General features: G+C 69.1%; 16 protein-coding genes. 9 read left to right on the forward strand and 7 right to left on the reverse strand.

The features are described from left to right. From D7V88_RS12045 to D7V88_RS12055, 3 genes are all read left to right on the forward strand, one after another. On the forward strand, nt 1–1251 hold a 1251-nt coding region (locus tag D7V88_RS12045; protein WP_120540780.1), incomplete at its 5' end, for a DUF4139 domain-containing protein. Then, nucleotides 1251–2810, forward strand: a complete 1560-nt coding sequence (locus D7V88_RS12050) for a DUF4139 domain-containing protein (protein WP_120540781.1) — start codon at nt 1251–1253, stop codon at nt 2808–2810. The genes D7V88_RS12045 and D7V88_RS12050, both read left to right, overlap by 1 nt. 30 nt (nt 2811–2840) lie before the next feature. Then, entirely contained in the window at nt 2841–3602 is a 762-nt protein-coding gene (locus tag D7V88_RS12055) for an alpha/beta fold hydrolase (RefSeq protein ID WP_120540782.1), read from the forward strand. Nucleotides 3603–3609: 7 nt separating this feature from the next. On the opposite strand, the gene D7V88_RS12060 is transcribed toward D7V88_RS12055, so the two are convergent. The 3 genes from D7V88_RS12060 to D7V88_RS12070 form a co-directional block, all read right to left on the reverse strand. Then, entirely contained in the window at nt 3610–4149 is a 540-nt protein-coding gene (locus D7V88_RS12060) for a hypothetical protein (protein WP_147448699.1), read from the reverse strand. 180 nt (nt 4150–4329) lie between these two features. After that, a complete protein-coding gene (locus D7V88_RS12065; protein ID WP_120540784.1) occupies nt 4330–5505 on the reverse strand; it encodes an FAD-dependent monooxygenase in 1176 nt (391 codons plus the stop codon). A 31-nt stretch (nt 5506–5536) separates the two neighbouring features. Continuing rightward, nucleotides 5537–6385, reverse strand: a complete 849-nt coding sequence (locus D7V88_RS12070; protein ID WP_120540785.1) for an MBL fold metallo-hydrolase — start codon at nt 6383–6385, stop codon at nt 5537–5539. A gap of 38 nt (nt 6386–6423) precedes the next feature. On the opposite strand from D7V88_RS12070, the gene D7V88_RS12075 reads away from it, so the two are divergent. Together D7V88_RS12075 and D7V88_RS12080 are read left to right on the forward strand one after the other, a co-directional pair. After that, nucleotides 6424–7221 carry a hypothetical protein gene (locus D7V88_RS12075; protein ID WP_120540786.1) on the forward strand — a complete coding sequence of 266 codons (798 nt, stop codon included), beginning with the start codon at nt 6424–6426 and terminating at the stop codon, nt 7219–7221. A 17-nt stretch (nt 7222–7238) separates the two neighbouring features. After that, complete coding sequence (locus D7V88_RS12080) at nt 7239–8120, forward strand: type VI immunity family protein (protein ID WP_158625069.1); 882 nt, start codon at nt 7239–7241, stop codon at nt 8118–8120. A 22-nt stretch (nt 8121–8142) separates the two neighbouring features. Here the strand turns inward: D7V88_RS12080 and D7V88_RS12085 are convergent, their stop codons facing one another. Beyond that, nucleotides 8143–9222, reverse strand: coding sequence for an NADH:flavin oxidoreductase/NADH oxidase (locus D7V88_RS12085; protein WP_120540788.1), 1080 nt, complete (start codon nt 9220–9222; stop codon nt 8143–8145). Beyond that, nucleotides 9219–9845, reverse strand: a complete 627-nt coding sequence (gene def, locus D7V88_RS12090; RefSeq protein ID WP_120540789.1) for a peptide deformylase — start codon at nt 9843–9845, stop codon at nt 9219–9221. Before def ends, D7V88_RS12085 begins: the two co-directional genes overlap by 4 nt. A gap of 163 nt (nt 9846–10008) precedes the next feature. Between def and D7V88_RS12095 the strand changes: the two genes are divergently transcribed. Then, a complete protein-coding gene (locus D7V88_RS12095; RefSeq protein ID WP_120540790.1) occupies nt 10009–10506 on the forward strand; it encodes a hypothetical protein in 498 nt (165 codons plus the stop codon). A gap of 1 nt (nt 10507) precedes the next feature. Here the strand turns inward: D7V88_RS12095 and D7V88_RS12100 are convergent, their stop codons facing one another. Both D7V88_RS12100 and D7V88_RS12105 read right to left on the reverse strand, forming a co-directional pair. Then, on the reverse strand, nt 10508–11668 hold the full coding sequence (locus D7V88_RS12100) for a fatty acid desaturase family protein (RefSeq protein ID WP_120540791.1): 1161 nt from the start codon (nt 11666–11668) through the stop codon (nt 10508–10510). Nucleotides 11669–11768: 100 nt separating this feature from the next. After that, entirely contained in the window at nt 11769–12245 is a 477-nt protein-coding gene (locus D7V88_RS12105; protein ID WP_120540792.1) for a MaoC family dehydratase, read from the reverse strand. A gap of 144 nt (nt 12246–12389) precedes the next feature. Between D7V88_RS12105 and D7V88_RS12110 the strand changes: the two genes are divergently transcribed. From D7V88_RS12110 to D7V88_RS12120, 3 genes are all read left to right on the forward strand, one after another. Continuing rightward, nucleotides 12390–13070: a lysophospholipid acyltransferase family protein gene (locus D7V88_RS12110; RefSeq protein ID WP_208726244.1), complete on the forward strand. Its 681-nt coding sequence runs from the start codon at nt 12390–12392 to the stop codon at nt 13068–13070. Between the two features lie 73 nt (nt 13071–13143). Continuing rightward, the gene (locus tag D7V88_RS12115; RefSeq protein ID WP_372241076.1) at nt 13144–14556 is read left to right on the forward strand and encodes a BamA/TamA family outer membrane protein; all 1413 of its coding nucleotides are present in this window, start codon (nt 13144–13146) and stop codon (nt 14554–14556) included. A gap of 107 nt (nt 14557–14663) precedes the next feature. After that, nucleotides 14664–15497 carry a hypothetical protein gene (locus D7V88_RS12120; RefSeq protein ID WP_120540795.1) on the forward strand — a complete coding sequence of 278 codons (834 nt, stop codon included), beginning with the start codon at nt 14664–14666 and terminating at the stop codon, nt 15495–15497. Nucleotides 15498–15549 lie beyond the last annotated feature (52 nt).

The following is a 15549-nucleotide window of genomic DNA, read 5'->3' on the forward strand; positions in this document are numbered from 1 at the left end:
TCCGAGGAGGAAGGCGGACTCGGGGACGACGAGGACTCCTACGAGAAGGAGGCTTCCTTCGGAGGCGCTCCTGGCGCCCCACCCCGACAGTCGGCGGCGCCCTCCAAATCCATGCCTCCCCCGCCCCCAAGGCGTCCGGGAGCCCCCATGGTGGGCGGCCGGGCGGCGTCCGCCCCGCGTGGCGGGAGCGCCACCGGAGAGGTCGCCGTCTCGCGCGAAATGATGAGGAACGAACCCTCGCCCAAGGGGGGCGGTGGGCTGGAGCGCGCCAAGAAGCGCAAGGCCGCCGTGGAATTCGACGACGCCCCGATGGCGGACCTGTCGATGCCCGAGGAGCAGGAGCACGCCGAGGACCGCCTGGAGCCCGCGGAGGGGTTGCTCGACTACGAATCGCTGACGCTGGCCCCTCCCGGTGTCGCGTATCACCGCGGCCGGCTGCAGCCCCGTCCGGCGCACGTCACCCAGGCGATGCTGGCCCTGTCGGCGGTGCGCGTGCAGGTGGACGTGGTGAGCCTCGTGGCGGTGGCCATGGCCAGCGCCGACGCCGTGAACGTGCTTTCGCCGCCCACCTGGGCCGTGCCTCCGCGTGAATCCGCGCGGCACTTCGATGCGCGCTTCGACGCGGACGCGAGCGCGGACGTGCCGTCCGACGGGGCGTGGCACACGGTGCCCATGTTGACGCTGCCGGTGGAGTTCAAGGCCGAGTACGTGAGCGTGCCCTCCGTGGAGCCGCGCGTCTTTCGCACGGTGCGCCTGGACAATCCGACGCCCCACCCCCTGCTCGCGGGCCCGGTGGACGTGACGCTGGAGGACGAGTTCCTGATGACGTCCCCGCTGCCCACGATGGGGCCGGGGGAGACGCAGCGGCTGGGATTGGGCGTGGAGGAAGCGCTCCAGGTGGCGCGCAACACCCGCTTCGACGAGGCCACGGGCGGCATGTTCGGCAACAGCACGGTGCTCACGCACCATGTGTCGGTGGAGCTGGCCAACCACCTCAACCGGCCGGTGAACATCTCCGTCTCCGAACGCGTGGGCGCGGTGCCGGAGTCGCAGAAGGACATCAAGGTCGAGGAGACGGAGGTCGCGCCGCCGTGGAACAAGCCCACGCCCATCCCGGGCGAGGCGGCGGTGGAGGGTGAGCGCGTCTGGCGCGTGAGCATCCCCGCCGGAGAGAAGCGCTCCCTGAAGGCGACGTGGATCGTGAAGCTGCCCGCCAGCAAGATGCTGCTCGGCGGAAACCGGAGGACGTGATGCGCACTTCCATCTTGTTGCCCCTGGTCAAGGTGACGGTCCTGGAGGACCGGGCCCTCATTGAACGCAGTGGAGAGGTGACGCTGCCGCAAGGCGCCACCCGGCTCATCGTGGACGGCCTGCCGGCGGTGGCGGTGGACCGCTCGCTCCAGGCGAAGCTGACGGGCGGCATGGTGACGCAGGCCGGCCTGCGCCGCTCGATGCGCGCCGTGCTTCCGGAGGCCCTGCGGGAACAGCACTCGGCGCTGGCCCGCCGTGCCTTCGAACACGAGCAGGCGATGGAGCTGGCCCACGCGGAGGTGCGGCGCCTGGAGGTGAAGCGGGGCCTGATGCAGGCCGCGCGCGCGGACGTGCTGCGCGCCATCGCCGAGCGCACCGGCGCAGGCGAGGCGGACCCCGCGCGGTGGAAGGAGCAGCTCGACACGCTTCGCAAGGAGCAGACGGCGACGGACGACGCGCTCCGGCAGGCGCGGCGCCACGAGGCCCGCCTCCAGCGCCAGCACGAGCAGGAGACCCGCGACATCCTGTCCCGCACGGAGCTGCCGGAGCCCAAGCTGGACGTGCGCGCGGAGCTGGACGTGAGCCACGCGGCGGGAGGCACGGCGACGCTGACGCTGACGTACCTGGTGCCCTGCGCGGCCTGGCGCCCGGCCTACCGCGCGGCGCTGCGCTCCACGCCGGAGGCGGCGACGGTGACGGTGGAGTGCGAAGCCGTCGTCTGGCAGAACACGGGTGAGACGTGGAAGGACGTGACGCTGGCGTTCTCCACGGCGAGACCCACGCTGGGCGCCACGCCGCCCCGGCTCCAGGACGACTGGCTGTCATTGCGCGACAAGACGGTGCGCGAGAAGCAGGTGGTGGATGTGTCCATCCGCGAGGAAGCGCTCCAGACGACGGGAGAGGCCGGGGCCACGAAGGCCGCGGATGCGCTGCCCGGCATGGACGACGGCGGCGAGCCGGTGACGCTGGCGGCGACCCACAAGGCCACGGTTCCTTCGGACGGCGAGGCCCACCGCGTCGCGCTGTTCGTCTTCACCGCCCCGGCGAGTTCGGAGCTGGTGGCGTGTCCGGAGCAGTCGCCGCTGGTGCACCGGGTGGCGAGGTTCGACAACACCGGGCCGGCGGTGCTGCTCGCGGGGCCCGTGGATCTGGTGCGTGAAAAGGGCTACGTGGGCCGCGCGCAGTTGAAGTTCTCCGGCCGGGGCGAGCGGGTGAAGCTGGGTTTCGGCAGCGAGGACTCGCTGCGGGTGTCGCGGCAGGTGGACGTGGGTGAGGACGTCGCGCGCATCACCGGCCGGCGCACGCGCACGCAGCGGGTGAAGCTGTTCGTCTCCAACATGGGCGCGAAGCCGGCGGACCTCGCGGTGGAGGAGCGCATGCCGGTGTCGGAGGTGGAGGCGGTGGAGGTGGCGTTGCTCAAGGACGCCGCGAAGCCCGCGCCCACGAAGGTGAGCGAGGAAGGAATCGTGCGCTTCCAGCTCAACCTGCCGCCGCGCTCACGCCAGACGGTGGCCTTCGGCTTCACGGTGTCCAGCGCCGCGAAGGTGTCGGGCCTGTAGCCACCGCGAGACACGAGGAGCCCGGGAGCCATGCCCTTCGCGACGAAGTCCGGCCGACGCATCCACTTCGAGGTCGAAGGCCAGGGCCCTCCCCTGCTCCTGTTTCACGGCCTGCTCCAACTGGGTTCGCACTGGACGCTCAAGGGGTACGTGCCCGCGTTGAAGGACACGTACACGGTGGTGACGTTCGACTCGCTGGGCCACGGCCAGAGTGACACCCCGCACGAGCCCGGTGCCTACGGGCTTCGGCGCCGCGTGGAGGACGTGCTGTCGGTGCTCGACACGCTGTCGATTCCCCAGGCGCATGCGTGGGGCTATTCGATGGGGGGCTGGACGGTGTGTGGGCTGGCGGCCTTCGCGCCGGAGCGGCTCGCGTCGTACGTGGTGGGAGGCTGGGATCCGGTCAACGGCCTGCGCACGGCCTACGCGGCGCTGTCGAAGCTGCTGCCGTCGGAGCCGGAGATGGATTGGTTCCAGGTGTTGCTGACAGCCGCGCGGCGCGCACCGGAACTTGCGGAGGCCATCGAAGCGGGAGACCTGGAGGCGCTGCGGTGGTGCCTCAAGGCCTGCGAGGACACGACGGGCCTGGATGATGCGCTGGTGCGGTCCGCAAGGCCGGGGCTCCTGTACTGCGGAACCCAGGATCCGTACCACGACCCCATGAAGGCCGTGGCGGAGCAGGCCGGAGCGGACTTCGCGAGCATCGAGCACGCGGACCACGGTGGCGCCTGGGCGAAGGCGGCGAAGGTGTTGCCCCGGGTGCTGCCGTTCCTGGCGTCCGTCAACCGGTAGGCCCGACTCATGGGGCGGGTTGGAGCGCCACCACCCGGACGTCGAAGTCGTTGCAGGCGGGGTCCTTGCAGATGCCATTGAGCCACGCCTCGCCCTTGCCAAACATCACCCCCTTGGCATTGACGAAGAGGTCGGCGTAGCGCTGCCCGGTGATGGCCTGCGCGACGGCGGGCGTGACGATGGCGTCGTAGCGAGCGATGAATGCCTTGGCATTGGCGATCTTCACCTTCTTGCCGCCGATGCTCGCGGTGAAGGGATACGCGACCATCGCCGAGACGGCACTGGCGTCGTGCGCGGATACCGCTCGCTGCAACGAGGCCACCGCCTGTTCGTACTTCGCGGGGTCGCCCAGCACGGTGGTGATGCGGGCGTTGACCTCGGCATGGTCATCCGTCGCGGCAGGCGTCCCGGAATCGACCGGAGCGGAGGCAGGAGCCTCCACGCGCGGCGCGGCGGGAGCCTCCGTGGATGTCTCCCGCGCGACTGTTGCCGGAGGCTCGGCACGCTGACAGGCGGTCAGCGACGCGATGACCAGCAATCCTCCCACGATGTGTCCTTGCAGCCACGCCCCCGGCCTGGAACTCCTGTCCCTGGCAATCCGGGCACGCTACCCGGGCCGACGGGGTGGCTCGGCGTCAGGCCCGACGATTCGCGGTGGAGCGTGGAGTCGTAGCCGCATCGAGCGTTGAGTGATGGACGGGGCCTGCACCTCGGCAGGTCCGCCGCATCACCGCGCGGCCATCACCAGGTCCCGGAGCTGCTGCGTGGCCATGCTCGCGGGAATGCGCCGCAGCAGCGCATCGCGCACGAAGCGGGCGGCACCATTCTCCCATTGGCCCACGCGACCCATCTGCCGTGAGCGCACGACGATCTGGTTGGCGCGCGTCAGCCGACGGGCCTCGTAGGCACGCAGCGCGTCTTCCACCGCTCCGGGCGCCGCCAGGCACTCCGCCAGCACCACGGCATCCTCGATGGCCTGACAGCCGCCCTGCCCCATGTTCGGCGTCATCGGGTGCGCTGCGTCGCCCAGCAATGTCACCCGGCCCCGGCTCCAGTGCCGCAGCGGAGGACGGTCGTGGATGTCCGTGCGCAGGACGCGCTCGGGAGGCGTCACCTCCAGCAGGGCCTTGATGGGGGCATGCCATCCGGCGAAGCGCTCGCGCAGGACGGCGAGTGTCTGTCCCGGAGCATCCTCCGCTCCAGCCGGAGCATTGAGCGTGGCGTACCAGTACACCTCGCCATGGCCGATGGGCACGATGCCGAAGCGCGCGCCGGGCCCCCAGGATTCGGAAAAGTGCCCCGGGGAGACGAGGTCCGCGGCCGGGCACACGCCGCGCCAACTGGTGTAGCCGGAGTACCGGGTGGGCTGCTCCCCCCACAGGCCGGTGCGTACGGCGGAGCGCAAGCCATCCGCGCCCACCAGCACGTCACCGGACACGGAGGTGCCATCGGACAGGGAGGCGGTGACGCGGGCTACGTCGTCCTGGAAGCCTGTCACCGCGATCCCCAGACGCACGGAGTCCTCCGGGCCCGCATGGGCATGCAGGACGGACTGGAGGCGGGCCCGGTGCAGCGCCACCATCGGAGCATCCAGTTCCCGCTGGAGCGCTCCCACGTCCACCCGGGTGAGCGGTGCTCCCTTCATATCGAGCACGACGGACTCCACGGACCGCTCTCCCACGGCCACCACCGCGTCGCACAGCCCGATGCGGCGCAGGGCGAGCGAGGCGTTCATCTGCACGATGATGCCCGCGCCCACCTGTCGAAACGCGTCCGCGCGTTCGAGGACCGTGGCGCGCAGGCCGGCGCGGCGCAGGGCGCAGGCCAGCGTGAGCCCTCCAATGCCAGCCCCCGCGATGAGGACGTGTCGGGCGGAGGGAGACGCGACGGGAGGCGGGGTCATGGCTGCCTTTCAGGAAGGCCCGCGCTGGAGATCAACCGAACCAGCGGCCGGAGTCCGGGGCGAAGATTCGCACACGCTCCAGCAGCGATGCGGGCAGGCGGGCCTTGAGGGTCGCGTGGACCTGCGCGGGGCTGTAAGCCTGACTGAAATGCATCAGGACCAGGGCCTCGTTCTGGAAGCGGTCGGCCATGGAGGCGATCTCCTCCAGGTGGATGTGGGCCCGCTCCTGCGCATCGCGCACGGTGCGCTCCGCGTCGATGAACGTGCATTCGAGGATGAGCACGCGGCTGTCGAACAGGGATGGCTGGCGCTCCAGCACGTTGGACAGCGTGTCGGTGCAGTAGGCCAGCTCCAGACGTTCGACTTCATCGAAGAGGGGCTCACCGGCCTGGCGACGGCGGCCAATCTCCGCCGGGGGCAGCTCGCGGTACTCGGGCTTGAGCTTGGAGACGCGGCGGATGAACTGGTAGCCCAGCGAGGGCACGGGGTGGTGCGTGCGAAAGGCACGCACCCACAGATCCTGCTGGACCTTGAGGGTGTCACCGGGACGCATGGGGACGGTATGGAGATCCGCCTTCATGCGGTGCAGCCGCCCCAGCGCCGCGATGGCCTCCTGGACGGGGGCTTCAATCTCCGCGGGGAGATAGACCTGCGGTGGGCCCTTCCCCACCAGCGCACGGATGCCGAGGAGCGACCCCAGCGCGCTGGCGTGGTCCGCATGGCCATGGCTCAGGAAGATGCGGTCGGTGCCGGCGAAGGAGCGGATGGGAACGCCAGCATCCAGCAGCACGCCCAGTTCCGGCACGAGGAGCGACGTGTACACGCCGCCCACGGAGATACCGCGCACGGTATAGGGTCCTGCCTGCACCTCGGTCAGCATGCGGCAAAGCTTATGCGGACTTCGGAAGGAAGGCGCCCGTGCGTTGGAAGCCGCTGTGGACGGTGGGGTTCGTGGCCATCGCGGTGCTGCTCCAGGGCTGCGGGCATGGGCAGGGGCGGCTCAAGCTCGACTCCGCGACAAGCGCCTGCCGAACCCACCCTTCCTCCTGCGCCCAGGCCGCCGGACAGGAGTCCATCCTCCCCCGGGCCATCCGCGCCGTGGGGACCGCGGGAGGTTCCGCGGTCGCGGCGGCGAAGCTCCTGGATGAGGCGCTGCTGGACCAGGTCACGGAGGCCATGAAGAAATGCGCGGACAAGGCCCGGACCGAGGTCATCCTCGAACACTTCGGGACCCGAAGCCCGACCCGGGAAGAGTGCTTGGAAGAGGGCACCGACAAGAAGAGAAAGACCCTCACCCGGGCCATGATTCTCGGGGAGGAAATGCATCGCGTCGCCTTGCGCTGTGCCGCTGAGAAGTTGAGTGAACTCCGGCCGGGTGGATTCAGCCTTGAGCCCACCTACAAGTATGACCCAGACAGCAAGGAGACGACCTGGTTGTCACCAGATAAAGTGGACATCATTCGGCGCGACGGAAACTTCTTCGAATTGAAAGGGTCCCTTGTGCCAGACGTCGTCCTCCATGAAGGACACCCAGAACGGGTCCAGGCTGTCTACGACTTCAAATTCCCCTGTATCGACCTCTCTCAACATCCTCGTTGGCGAGAGTACGCACCTGGGCACCCCTACGAAGGGCGAAACCAGAGCGACATCTATATCGAAGCATTCAAGACCAATGCAGTCTTTCGAGTCTCACCCTGGTTGGGAGCAGGCTTCTGAATATGGAAAACCCACGGATGCAGGTCATCCGAAAAGACAGGGCCTACACACAAGAGAGCATCAGCATCTGCTTCTATTTCTCCAGATCCACTACGGAGATCTCAGGCCCCGCCACACTGGCATTGCGAAAATTTCTTGAAACAACCGGGAAACAAACCTTCACACACTATGCCCATGAGGACGGTGAATGGCGGGATCTGGATGCTGCCGAATGGGAGTCTATTCGCGCAAAACTCCTGCGTCCGATCCGCACACATGTTGCGCTCACCGACGACAGGCCCCACCCCGACAAGTATGAGTTCAATTACGATGGCAAAGACCTGCACAACCAGACGTTTCGGCATTACCCTGGCGCAGTCACAGCCGTTCAATTCATTCTTCCTACGGCATGGCTGAAAACACATGGCCCGCAACGCATCCGAGATCTAGCACTCACGCTGGCCGCACTGCTTCCCTTCAACTCGGGGCATGTGGGGCTGTCGGCCACGGGCTTCCTGGATGGAGCGACCATCATGAAGGATCTCGTCCCTCAGTTGCTCCAGCATCCAGGAGTCGACGTCCTGGATCTCCAGCGGACCGCTTATGAAGTCGGCACCCGCCTGCGCGTCCCCCACTGGATGACCTTCATTGGAGATCCAGCCCTGAGCGAAATGGGAGGCACGGACTTCCTGCGCTCCCAACTCCACACGCCCGGCACCACCGTGGAGTCCCTGGACGCGTCCCGGGCCGTCGTCACCCTGGGCCCGGCTCCGGAACCCGGAGGCCCCGACCAGCCTCTGCCCGCGTACCGGGAGCTGGCCCGCGTCCTGGAGCCCTGGGCCTTCCATCCCCCCAACGGCCCCCCGGGCTTCCCCGCCGCGACCTTCCAGCAGTGGGACCGCCGATTCCTCGACGACTGAACCGGCGTCCCCACTTCACTCGTCAGTTCTTCGCGCGCTCGTACTGGTGCGGCCAGCGGACGTCCGCGTGCAGCTCCGTCGCGGCGCGCAGCGGCCAGTACGGATCCCGCAGCAGCTCCCGGGCCAGGATGACGACGTCCGCCTGCCCCGTGGCCAGCACGTGCTCGGCCTGGAACGCGGAGCGGATCATCCCCACCGCGCCCGTCAGGACTCCCGCCTCCTTGCGCACCTTCTCCGCCAGAGACGTCTGGTAGCCCGGCCCCACCGGAATCTTCACGCCGGGCACCACGCCGCCCGACGAGCAGTCGATGAGGTCCACGCCCTCCTTCGCCACCAGCTTCGCCAGCGCCACCGAGTCCTCCGGCGTCCAGCCTCCCTCCACCCAGTCCGTGGCGGAGATGCGCATGAACAGCGGCTGGCCTTCCGGCCACTTCGCCCGCACCGCGCGCGTCACCTCCAGCGCGAAGCGCGTGCGGTTCTCGAACGAACCGCCGTACCGGTCCGTCCGCTTGTTCGACAGCGGCGACAGGAACTCGTGCAGCAGGTAGCCGTGCGCCGCGTGCAGCTCCACCACCTGGAACCCCGCCGCCTTCGCGCGCACCGCCGCGTCACCGAACGCCTTCACCACCCGGGCGATGCCCGCCTCATCCAGCGCCGCCGGCTTCGGATAGCCGTCCTCGAACGCCTCCGCGGTCGGTCCCACCGGCGTCCAGCCACCGTTCTCCGCCGTCACCGTCGAGCCGTGGCTCCCCGTATCCCAGGGCCGCAGCGTGGAGGCCTTCCGGCCCGCGTGCGCCAACTGCACGCCGGACGCGGCGCCGTTCTGGTGCAGGAAGCGGTTGATGCGCGCCAGCGTCTCCACATGCGCGTCCTTCCACAGCCCCAGGTCCTGCGGCGAGATGCGGCCCTCCGGCTCCACCGCCGTCGCCTCCGTCAACACCAGCCCCGCGCCACCCACCGCGCGACTGCCCAGGTGCACCACATGCCACTCATTGGCGAAGCCGTCCTCGCTCGAGTACTGGCACATGGGGGACACCACCACGCGGTTGCGCAACGAGATGTCACGCAGCTTCAGAGGGGTGAACAGCTTCGTGTTGCTCATGACTTGTCCTCCGGGGAAATCGCTGTCTGTCGTTCAGGCAACCCCAGCGCCTCGCGCACCTGCGCCGTGCTCCTGCCCATCCAATGCCGTCGGTGATTGTCCTGCGTCGTGAGGCTGCGCGTCTCCATCCGGTCCACGTAGAGCGTGCCCTCCAGGTGGTCCACCTCGTGCTGGAGGATGCGCGCGTACCAGCCGCGCGCCGACAGCGTCACCGGCTGCCCCTTCTCATCCAGCGCCTCCACCCGCACGCCGCGCGCCCGGGCCACCAGCGCCGCGAGCCCGTTCACGCTCAGGCACCCCTCGTGGAACTCCATCGGCGTGGGGTCCTCCACCACCAGCTTCGGGTTGATCAACACGTGGAACGCCACCGGCGCCCGCTCCCGCGTGGCCAGGTCCGCGGGCGTCGCGCCGGCCTGGTACTCGGCCCGGTCCTCGATGACCACCAGCCGCAAGCCCACCCCCACCTGGGGCGCCGCGAGCCCCACGCCGGGCGCGTCCCGCATCGTGTCGCGCATCAGTGCGATGAGCTGTCGCGTGTCCTCACTGCCAATTTCCTCGGGGGTCAGCTCCCGCGCGCGCTGTCGCAGCACCGGCTCCCCTGCCTGGACGATCTTGAGCACCATAGGTGGCCCACCGTAACAAGCGCTTCACTGCCGCGCCGCATCACCGTGAGACGGGCACGGGCCCGGTCGCCCGCCTTCCCACGAGAAAGGCGTCACCCATACCCTCTCCGGGCATCACCGGCCTCACGGAGCAAGGGCCAGTGAAGATAGGCTGCGTCGCACCATGGCTCGCCGCAAGAAGGCCGAAGAGACCACCGCGCGCGTTCGCAACCTGCTCGCCCTGGACGCCGCCGGAATCATGCGCCGCCTGGCCGCACGCCGGGAGGAGATGTTCATCCTCTTCTCGCGCCTGCGCAGCCGGGGCCCGCTGGTGGAGACGGTGGCGTCGCACTACGCCGAAGGCGCCTTCATCCAGCTCATCCACCTGTCCGAACAGGAGCAGGCCGTGGTGGATCATTTCTACGCACGCCTGGACGAACTGCGCTGGTACTTCACCTACACCGAGGACATGCCCGGCACCGCGCACCAGACATTCATCGCCCTGCACCGGCGGCTGGAGGAGAGCTACCGCCTGTTCGTGGAGACCATCGGCCTGCCCGTACAGCCGGACGGCGTGCGCGTGGTGAACGCGGAGGCCATCCGCCACGAGGAGACGGCGGTGGAGGCCACGCCCGTGGCGCTCGCCCCCCTGCCCCGCCGTCGCCGCGCGCCGCCCGCCTGACTCAGGCCGCGGAGGCTTCCGCCGCTGCCGCGTCCACGCTCGCGTCCGTCGTGGACCGGGCGCCGACCTTCGCCAGCCGCATCATCGACGCCTTGCCCACGACGACGTCCACCATTTTGCGCGCGCGCGTCCAGACGCTCTCCTGCACGTAGGGGATGCCGTACTTCTCGCACAGGGCCTTCACCTGGGGCTGCACCTGGGCGTACTTCAGCATCGGCAGGTCCGGCCAGAGGTGGTGCTCAATCTGGTAGTTCAGCCACAGGTGCGCGTAGTCGTTGAGGTCGCCGCCCGTGCGGTAGTTCGCGCTGCCCAGCACCTGCTGCACCATGCGTTCCGCCTTGTTCGCGGGCGCGCTGTCGAAGCGGTACAGGTCCTCGCCGGTGTGGTTGGGCCCCACGACGAAGAACGTGTGCAGGTTGGTGACGACGTCCGCCAGCACGGAGTTGCAGAACACGCTGAACGCCGCCCACGGACCCAGCACCAGGAACGCCGCCGGGTACAGGCCGAAGTAGACGGCCGCGTACGGCAGGTAGCAGCGCGTGAAGAGCTCCCACACCTCCGCCCGCGTCAGCGCGCCGCCTTCCCGCCGGCCCTTGCGCCGGAGTGACCCCAGCGTCTCCGGCGCGTAGTAGCTGGCGCGCCAGGTGATGGCCAGGAGCGCCAGTTGCACGTAGCGCAGCGGCAGGGGACGGCTTGTGTCCCGCAGCGTGCCCTCCGCGTTGCGCTCCAGCAGGTCGGGATCCGCGTCCTCGCCGGTGTGCGAGTGGTGCAGCACGTTGTGCTCGAACACCCACGCCTCCGGCAGCATCCAGTCCAGCCAGTCCAGGAAGCGCCGGTTGCCCTTGGCGAACGCCTTGCTCGTGCGCGACGCGGGCAGGCCCGGCACCCGGTCGTAGCCCCGGTGTCCCACGTGGTGCATGAGCAGCCAGCGCGTCGAGCGCCCCAGCCCCAGCGCCACCGCGCTCAACGGGTTCGGGGCGATCCACGCCGTGGCCACGCCCAGCCCCGTGGCCACCCGGCCCCAGCGCTCCAGCTTGCGCAGGTGCGCCGCGTCCGCCTCGCCCAGGGAGGCATCCACCTGGGCGCGGATCTCCTTCAGCTCCCGGTAGAAGCCCTCCGCGTCCACGGAGGCGAGGTCGAAGTCGGGGGTGCCGCGGGACATGGAAGGACTCCTCGGAAGCGGGACGGGGAACCACGGGCACGGCCGATGCGAAGCCGCACGCTAACCTCCACCCGGAGCGCCGAAAAGCGTTCCTTCCAGCTCACCCGCTCGCCGGGCGACGGGGCAACACCAGCTTCGCGGTGAGAACCTGCACCACCTCCCCCTTCTGGTTGCGCGTCTCGCTGCGCACGGTGGCGATGCCCCGGGCCGGATTCGTGCGCGAAGGAGTGATTTCCACCACCTCGCTCTCCACGTGCAGCACGTCCCCGGGGCGCGTGGGCCTGGGCCAGCGGATCTCCCCTCCTGCCCCGACGATGCCGCCCCGGAACGGCAGCCCGCCCTGCACGTTGAGCTTCATGGTGATGGCGGCCGTGTGCCAGCCGCTCGCCGCCAGCCCCTCGAAGAGCGTGTCCTTCGCGGCCTCGTCGTCCAGGTGGAAGCCCTGCGGATCGAACTGCCGGGCGAAGGCGCGGATCTGCTCCGCGTCCAGGGCATGCGTGCCACTGACGAACCGCTGGCCCACCTGGAGGTCGTCCAGGAACAGCTCCTGCTGCTCACCCGACTGCGCTGAACCCATGGTCCGTGCTCCTTCGCGCCCGATGCGTCGGGTGTGATTAATGCTCACCTACGGTGTGTGGATCCACCCATCCATGACAGACTGGGGGCTATCCGAATCCTCCTATCGATCGCGTTCTGGACCTTCTTCGCGCTGTCCAGCGCGGTGTTGTTCCTTGGAGCCCTCCTGCTGTGGGCGATTACCCGCCCGTTCGACGCGGATGGGCGCGTGCTTCACCTGTACTCGTGCTTCTGGGCACAGTTGTATTTCTACGTGAACCCGCTGTGGCACCTGCGGGTGGAGGGCCGCGAACGCCTGCCCTGGAAGGGCGCGGCGGTGCTGGTGGCCAACCATGAGTCGCTGGGGGACATCCTGGTCCTCTTCGGCCTCTACCGACCCTTCAAGTGGGTCTCCAAGGCGGAGAACTTCAAGCTGCCGCTCATCGGCTGGAACATGCACCTCAACCGCTATGTGCCGCTCATCCGCGGCGACCGCGCGAGCATCATCCAGATGATGGCCGGGTGTGAGCGCTGGCTTGCGCGTGGCATCCCCATCCTGATGTTCCCCGAAGGAACTCGCTCCAAGGACGGCGAGGTGAAGGCCTTCAAGGACGGCGCCTTCACGCTGTCCATCCAGCAGCGCTGCCCCATCATCCCCGTGGTCCTCACCGGCACCGCGCGGACCATGCCCAAGCACGGGCTGGTCATCCAGCAGGCGGTCCACGCCCGGGTGCGCGTGCTGGAGCCCATCGACCCGGCGGGCTTCGCCGGGGACGTACATGCCCTGCGAGACCACGTGCGCGACGTCATTGTCAGCGAGAAGGCGCGCATGGAAGCAGAACGTTGAACATCACGCGCCCGTGACGGGCCCGTCACGACGAACCCGTCACGAAGCGGCGACTTGAGGGTATGAGCAGGGCGTGCCTGTCCGCCTGAATCCCCTGCGTTGCGTGTCGGTCCTCGCCGTGGCCCTCCTGGGCCTGGGCGCGTCCGGAGCCCGTGCTGAAGAAGACGTCACACCGTCCACTTCCGGACTCCCGGGAAGGATGGAGGTGGCCGAGGTCATCGTGGACAACAGCCCGGGCAAGACGAAGCACGGGACCATCAGCTCCTACGCGCAGTTGGGCGTGGGCGACATGGTGGACGACGTGGAGCTGCTGAAGGTGGAGCGGCGCCTGCTGGCCACGGGCCTGTTCCAGGAAGTGCATGTGCGCACGGAGCCCCGGCAGGACGGGCGCGTGCGGTTGATCCTGCAGGTGAAGGACAAGGCGTCGTGGGTGGTGGCCCCCACGGTGGCGCTGTCGTCCGCCAACACCGGCGGCGGCCTGCTCTACGCGGAGAACAACCTGGCCGGGCGCGCGAAGAAGTTCGCCGCCGCCGCGCAGGTCAGCACCGGCGAGAGCGGCCTGTTCATGGGCTACCTGGACCCGCTCGTCTTCGGCCTGCCGCAGCTCAAATTCAGCCTGGAGGGCCAGCTTCGAAGTGATCGCGTGGACGAGTACCTTCCGGGGGCCAGCCAGGACGACCCCGAAATCGTCCGGCGCACGCGGCTCAACTCGGCGTCGGTCGCCAGCGAACTGGGCTTCATCCTCTTCGAGCGCGTGCGCGCGGCGGCCAAGTACCGCCTCTCCAGCATCGACGCGCAGTCGCCCGATCCGGAGAAGCCGGTGACGACGCAGGCGTTCTCCACGGGCCCGTCGCTGCGGGACACGTCGCTGCGCTTCATGGTGGGCCTGGATTCGCGCCAGACGCTGCACGCGGTGACGGAGGGCCTCAACCTGGAGGGCTCCTACGAGGTGTCCGTCCCGGGAGTGTGGAGCGAGTTCCGCTACCGCAAATTCGGCGTCCTCTACCGTCAGGGCCTGCGCTTCTTCACCGAGCAGAACCTCATCCTGCGCGGTGAGCTGGCCGTGGGAAAGGACCTGCCCTTCCACCAGGAATTGGTGATGGGCGGCAACACCCTTCGCGGCTTCCAGTACCGCCAGTTCCGCGGCGACACCCGGCTCACCTTCACGGCCGAGTACCACTTCCCGCTCTTCTCCATCAAATCGCTGGCGTTCCGGGGCGTGGGCTTCTCCGACACGGGCGTCATCGCCTTTCGCGACCTGCCCAACAATGGCACCCTGACCGACGCCAACGGGCGCGTCATCCGCGGCTACCTGCCGGAGTCGAAGTCCGGGCTCGACAACGCCACCGTGGCGCAGGGCGTGGGCGCGGGCCTGCGCCTGTATTTGAGCAACGTCGTGCTGCCGCTGTTGGGCGTGGACGTGGCCTACGGCGTCAATTCCGGGCAACTGCGCGTCTACCTGGTCGCGGGCGTCACCCCTTCGTAGCGCCCCTTCGGGACGAACCGTGACGGTCCGTCAACTTCCGGGCGCGCCGGGGCGATAATGCCCTCACCCCGGCCCGTCGCCGGGAAGCCCACCCGCGAGTCGCCCCCATGTCCAAGGTGTCCAGGCCCGCTTCGCCACCGGCACGTGCTCCCGCCAGCACGGAGGGCACCCCGGCGCGCCGTTCCGACAACGCGGTCCGCGCCCCGACGGCCTACCGCGTCGCGGACGGGCTCGACGCCCCGAAGGCAGCGGGAGCCCGCCCTGCCCTGTCCCTGGACGTCCCGGTGCCGGCCCAGGCCGTCACGACGAAGCAGGCCGGCGGCGCCGGCGAACGACAGACCATCCGGGTGGAGACGAAGGCCGTCGAGCTGCCGTTCGGCTTCACGATGCGCGACCACATCGAGATCCGCGTCAAGCCGCTGGACCTGGGCATCGCCCCCGGGCAACTCCAGGCGGAGCTGGACCGCGCCACGGCGGAGAAGCTCGCGGACGACACGAAGGCCTACGGGGCGGACATGAAGGCCGCGGGCTTCGATTCGCTCCAGGAATGGTCCCAGGCCCAGGGCTACTACGGCTCCCCGTCCCACGTCGCCTGGGCGGAGGCCGCCTGCGCCCGGACGGGAGGACAGATTCCCGCCGAGTTCTGGATGCGCTTCGATCCCTTCGGAGGCACCGCCGGCAACGGCCCCCACATCATCCCCACGGGCCTGTACCCTGGCGCCTCCAGCCGCATCGCCATGGCACACGACACGGACTGGGACCTGGGGCGCTACTTCGGCGCGGGCCCGCTGAGCCAGTTGCAGGGCGCGCCAAACGCCGACGAGTTGGGGACGCTGGGCCTGAACCCACTGCTGGGAGGCGACTTCAACTACGTCAGCCCACTCGGCCACCCCGACTGGCAGGTCGCCTACACCACCAGCATCGAGCCGCCCGGGCAGTGAAACCAAGCCGGGCCGCGCTTAAGACTTGCTCAAGATTGTCCGTTTACCTTCC

It is taken from the genome of Corallococcus terminator (assembly GCF_003611635.1).
Classification (GTDB): domain Bacteria; phylum Myxococcota; class Myxococcia; order Myxococcales; family Myxococcaceae; genus Corallococcus; species Corallococcus terminator.

Coding starts and splice junctions, on each gene's coding strand:
- D7V88_RS12050 (WP_120540781.1), top strand. CDS start 1,251: ATGCGCACTTCCATCTTGTTGCCCCTGGTCAAGGTGACGGTCCTGGAG.
- D7V88_RS12055 (WP_120540782.1), top strand. CDS start 2,841: ATGCCCTTCGCGACGAAGTCCGGCCGACGCATCCACTTCGAGGTCGAA.
- D7V88_RS12065 (WP_120540784.1), bottom strand. CDS start 5,505: ATGACCCCGCCTCCCGTCGCGTCTCCCTCCGCCCGACACGTCCTCATC.
- D7V88_RS12070 (WP_120540785.1), bottom strand. CDS start 6,385: ATGCTGACCGAGGTGCAGGCAGGACCCTATACCGTGCGCGGTATCTCC.
- D7V88_RS12080 (WP_158625069.1), top strand. CDS start 7,239: ATGCAGGTCATCCGAAAAGACAGGGCCTACACACAAGAGAGCATCAGC.
- D7V88_RS12085 (WP_120540788.1), bottom strand. CDS start 9,222: ATGAGCAACACGAAGCTGTTCACCCCTCTGAAGCTGCGTGACATCTCG.
- def (WP_120540789.1), bottom strand. CDS start 9,845: ATGGTGCTCAAGATCGTCCAGGCAGGGGAGCCGGTGCTGCGACAGCGC.
- D7V88_RS12095 (WP_120540790.1), top strand. CDS start 10,009: ATGGCTCGCCGCAAGAAGGCCGAAGAGACCACCGCGCGCGTTCGCAAC.
- D7V88_RS12100 (WP_120540791.1), bottom strand. CDS start 11,668: ATGTCCCGCGGCACCCCCGACTTCGACCTCGCCTCCGTGGACGCGGAG.
- D7V88_RS12105 (WP_120540792.1), bottom strand. CDS start 12,245: ATGGGTTCAGCGCAGTCGGGTGAGCAGCAGGAGCTGTTCCTGGACGAC.
- D7V88_RS12120 (WP_120540795.1), top strand. CDS start 14,664: ATGTCCAAGGTGTCCAGGCCCGCTTCGCCACCGGCACGTGCTCCCGCC.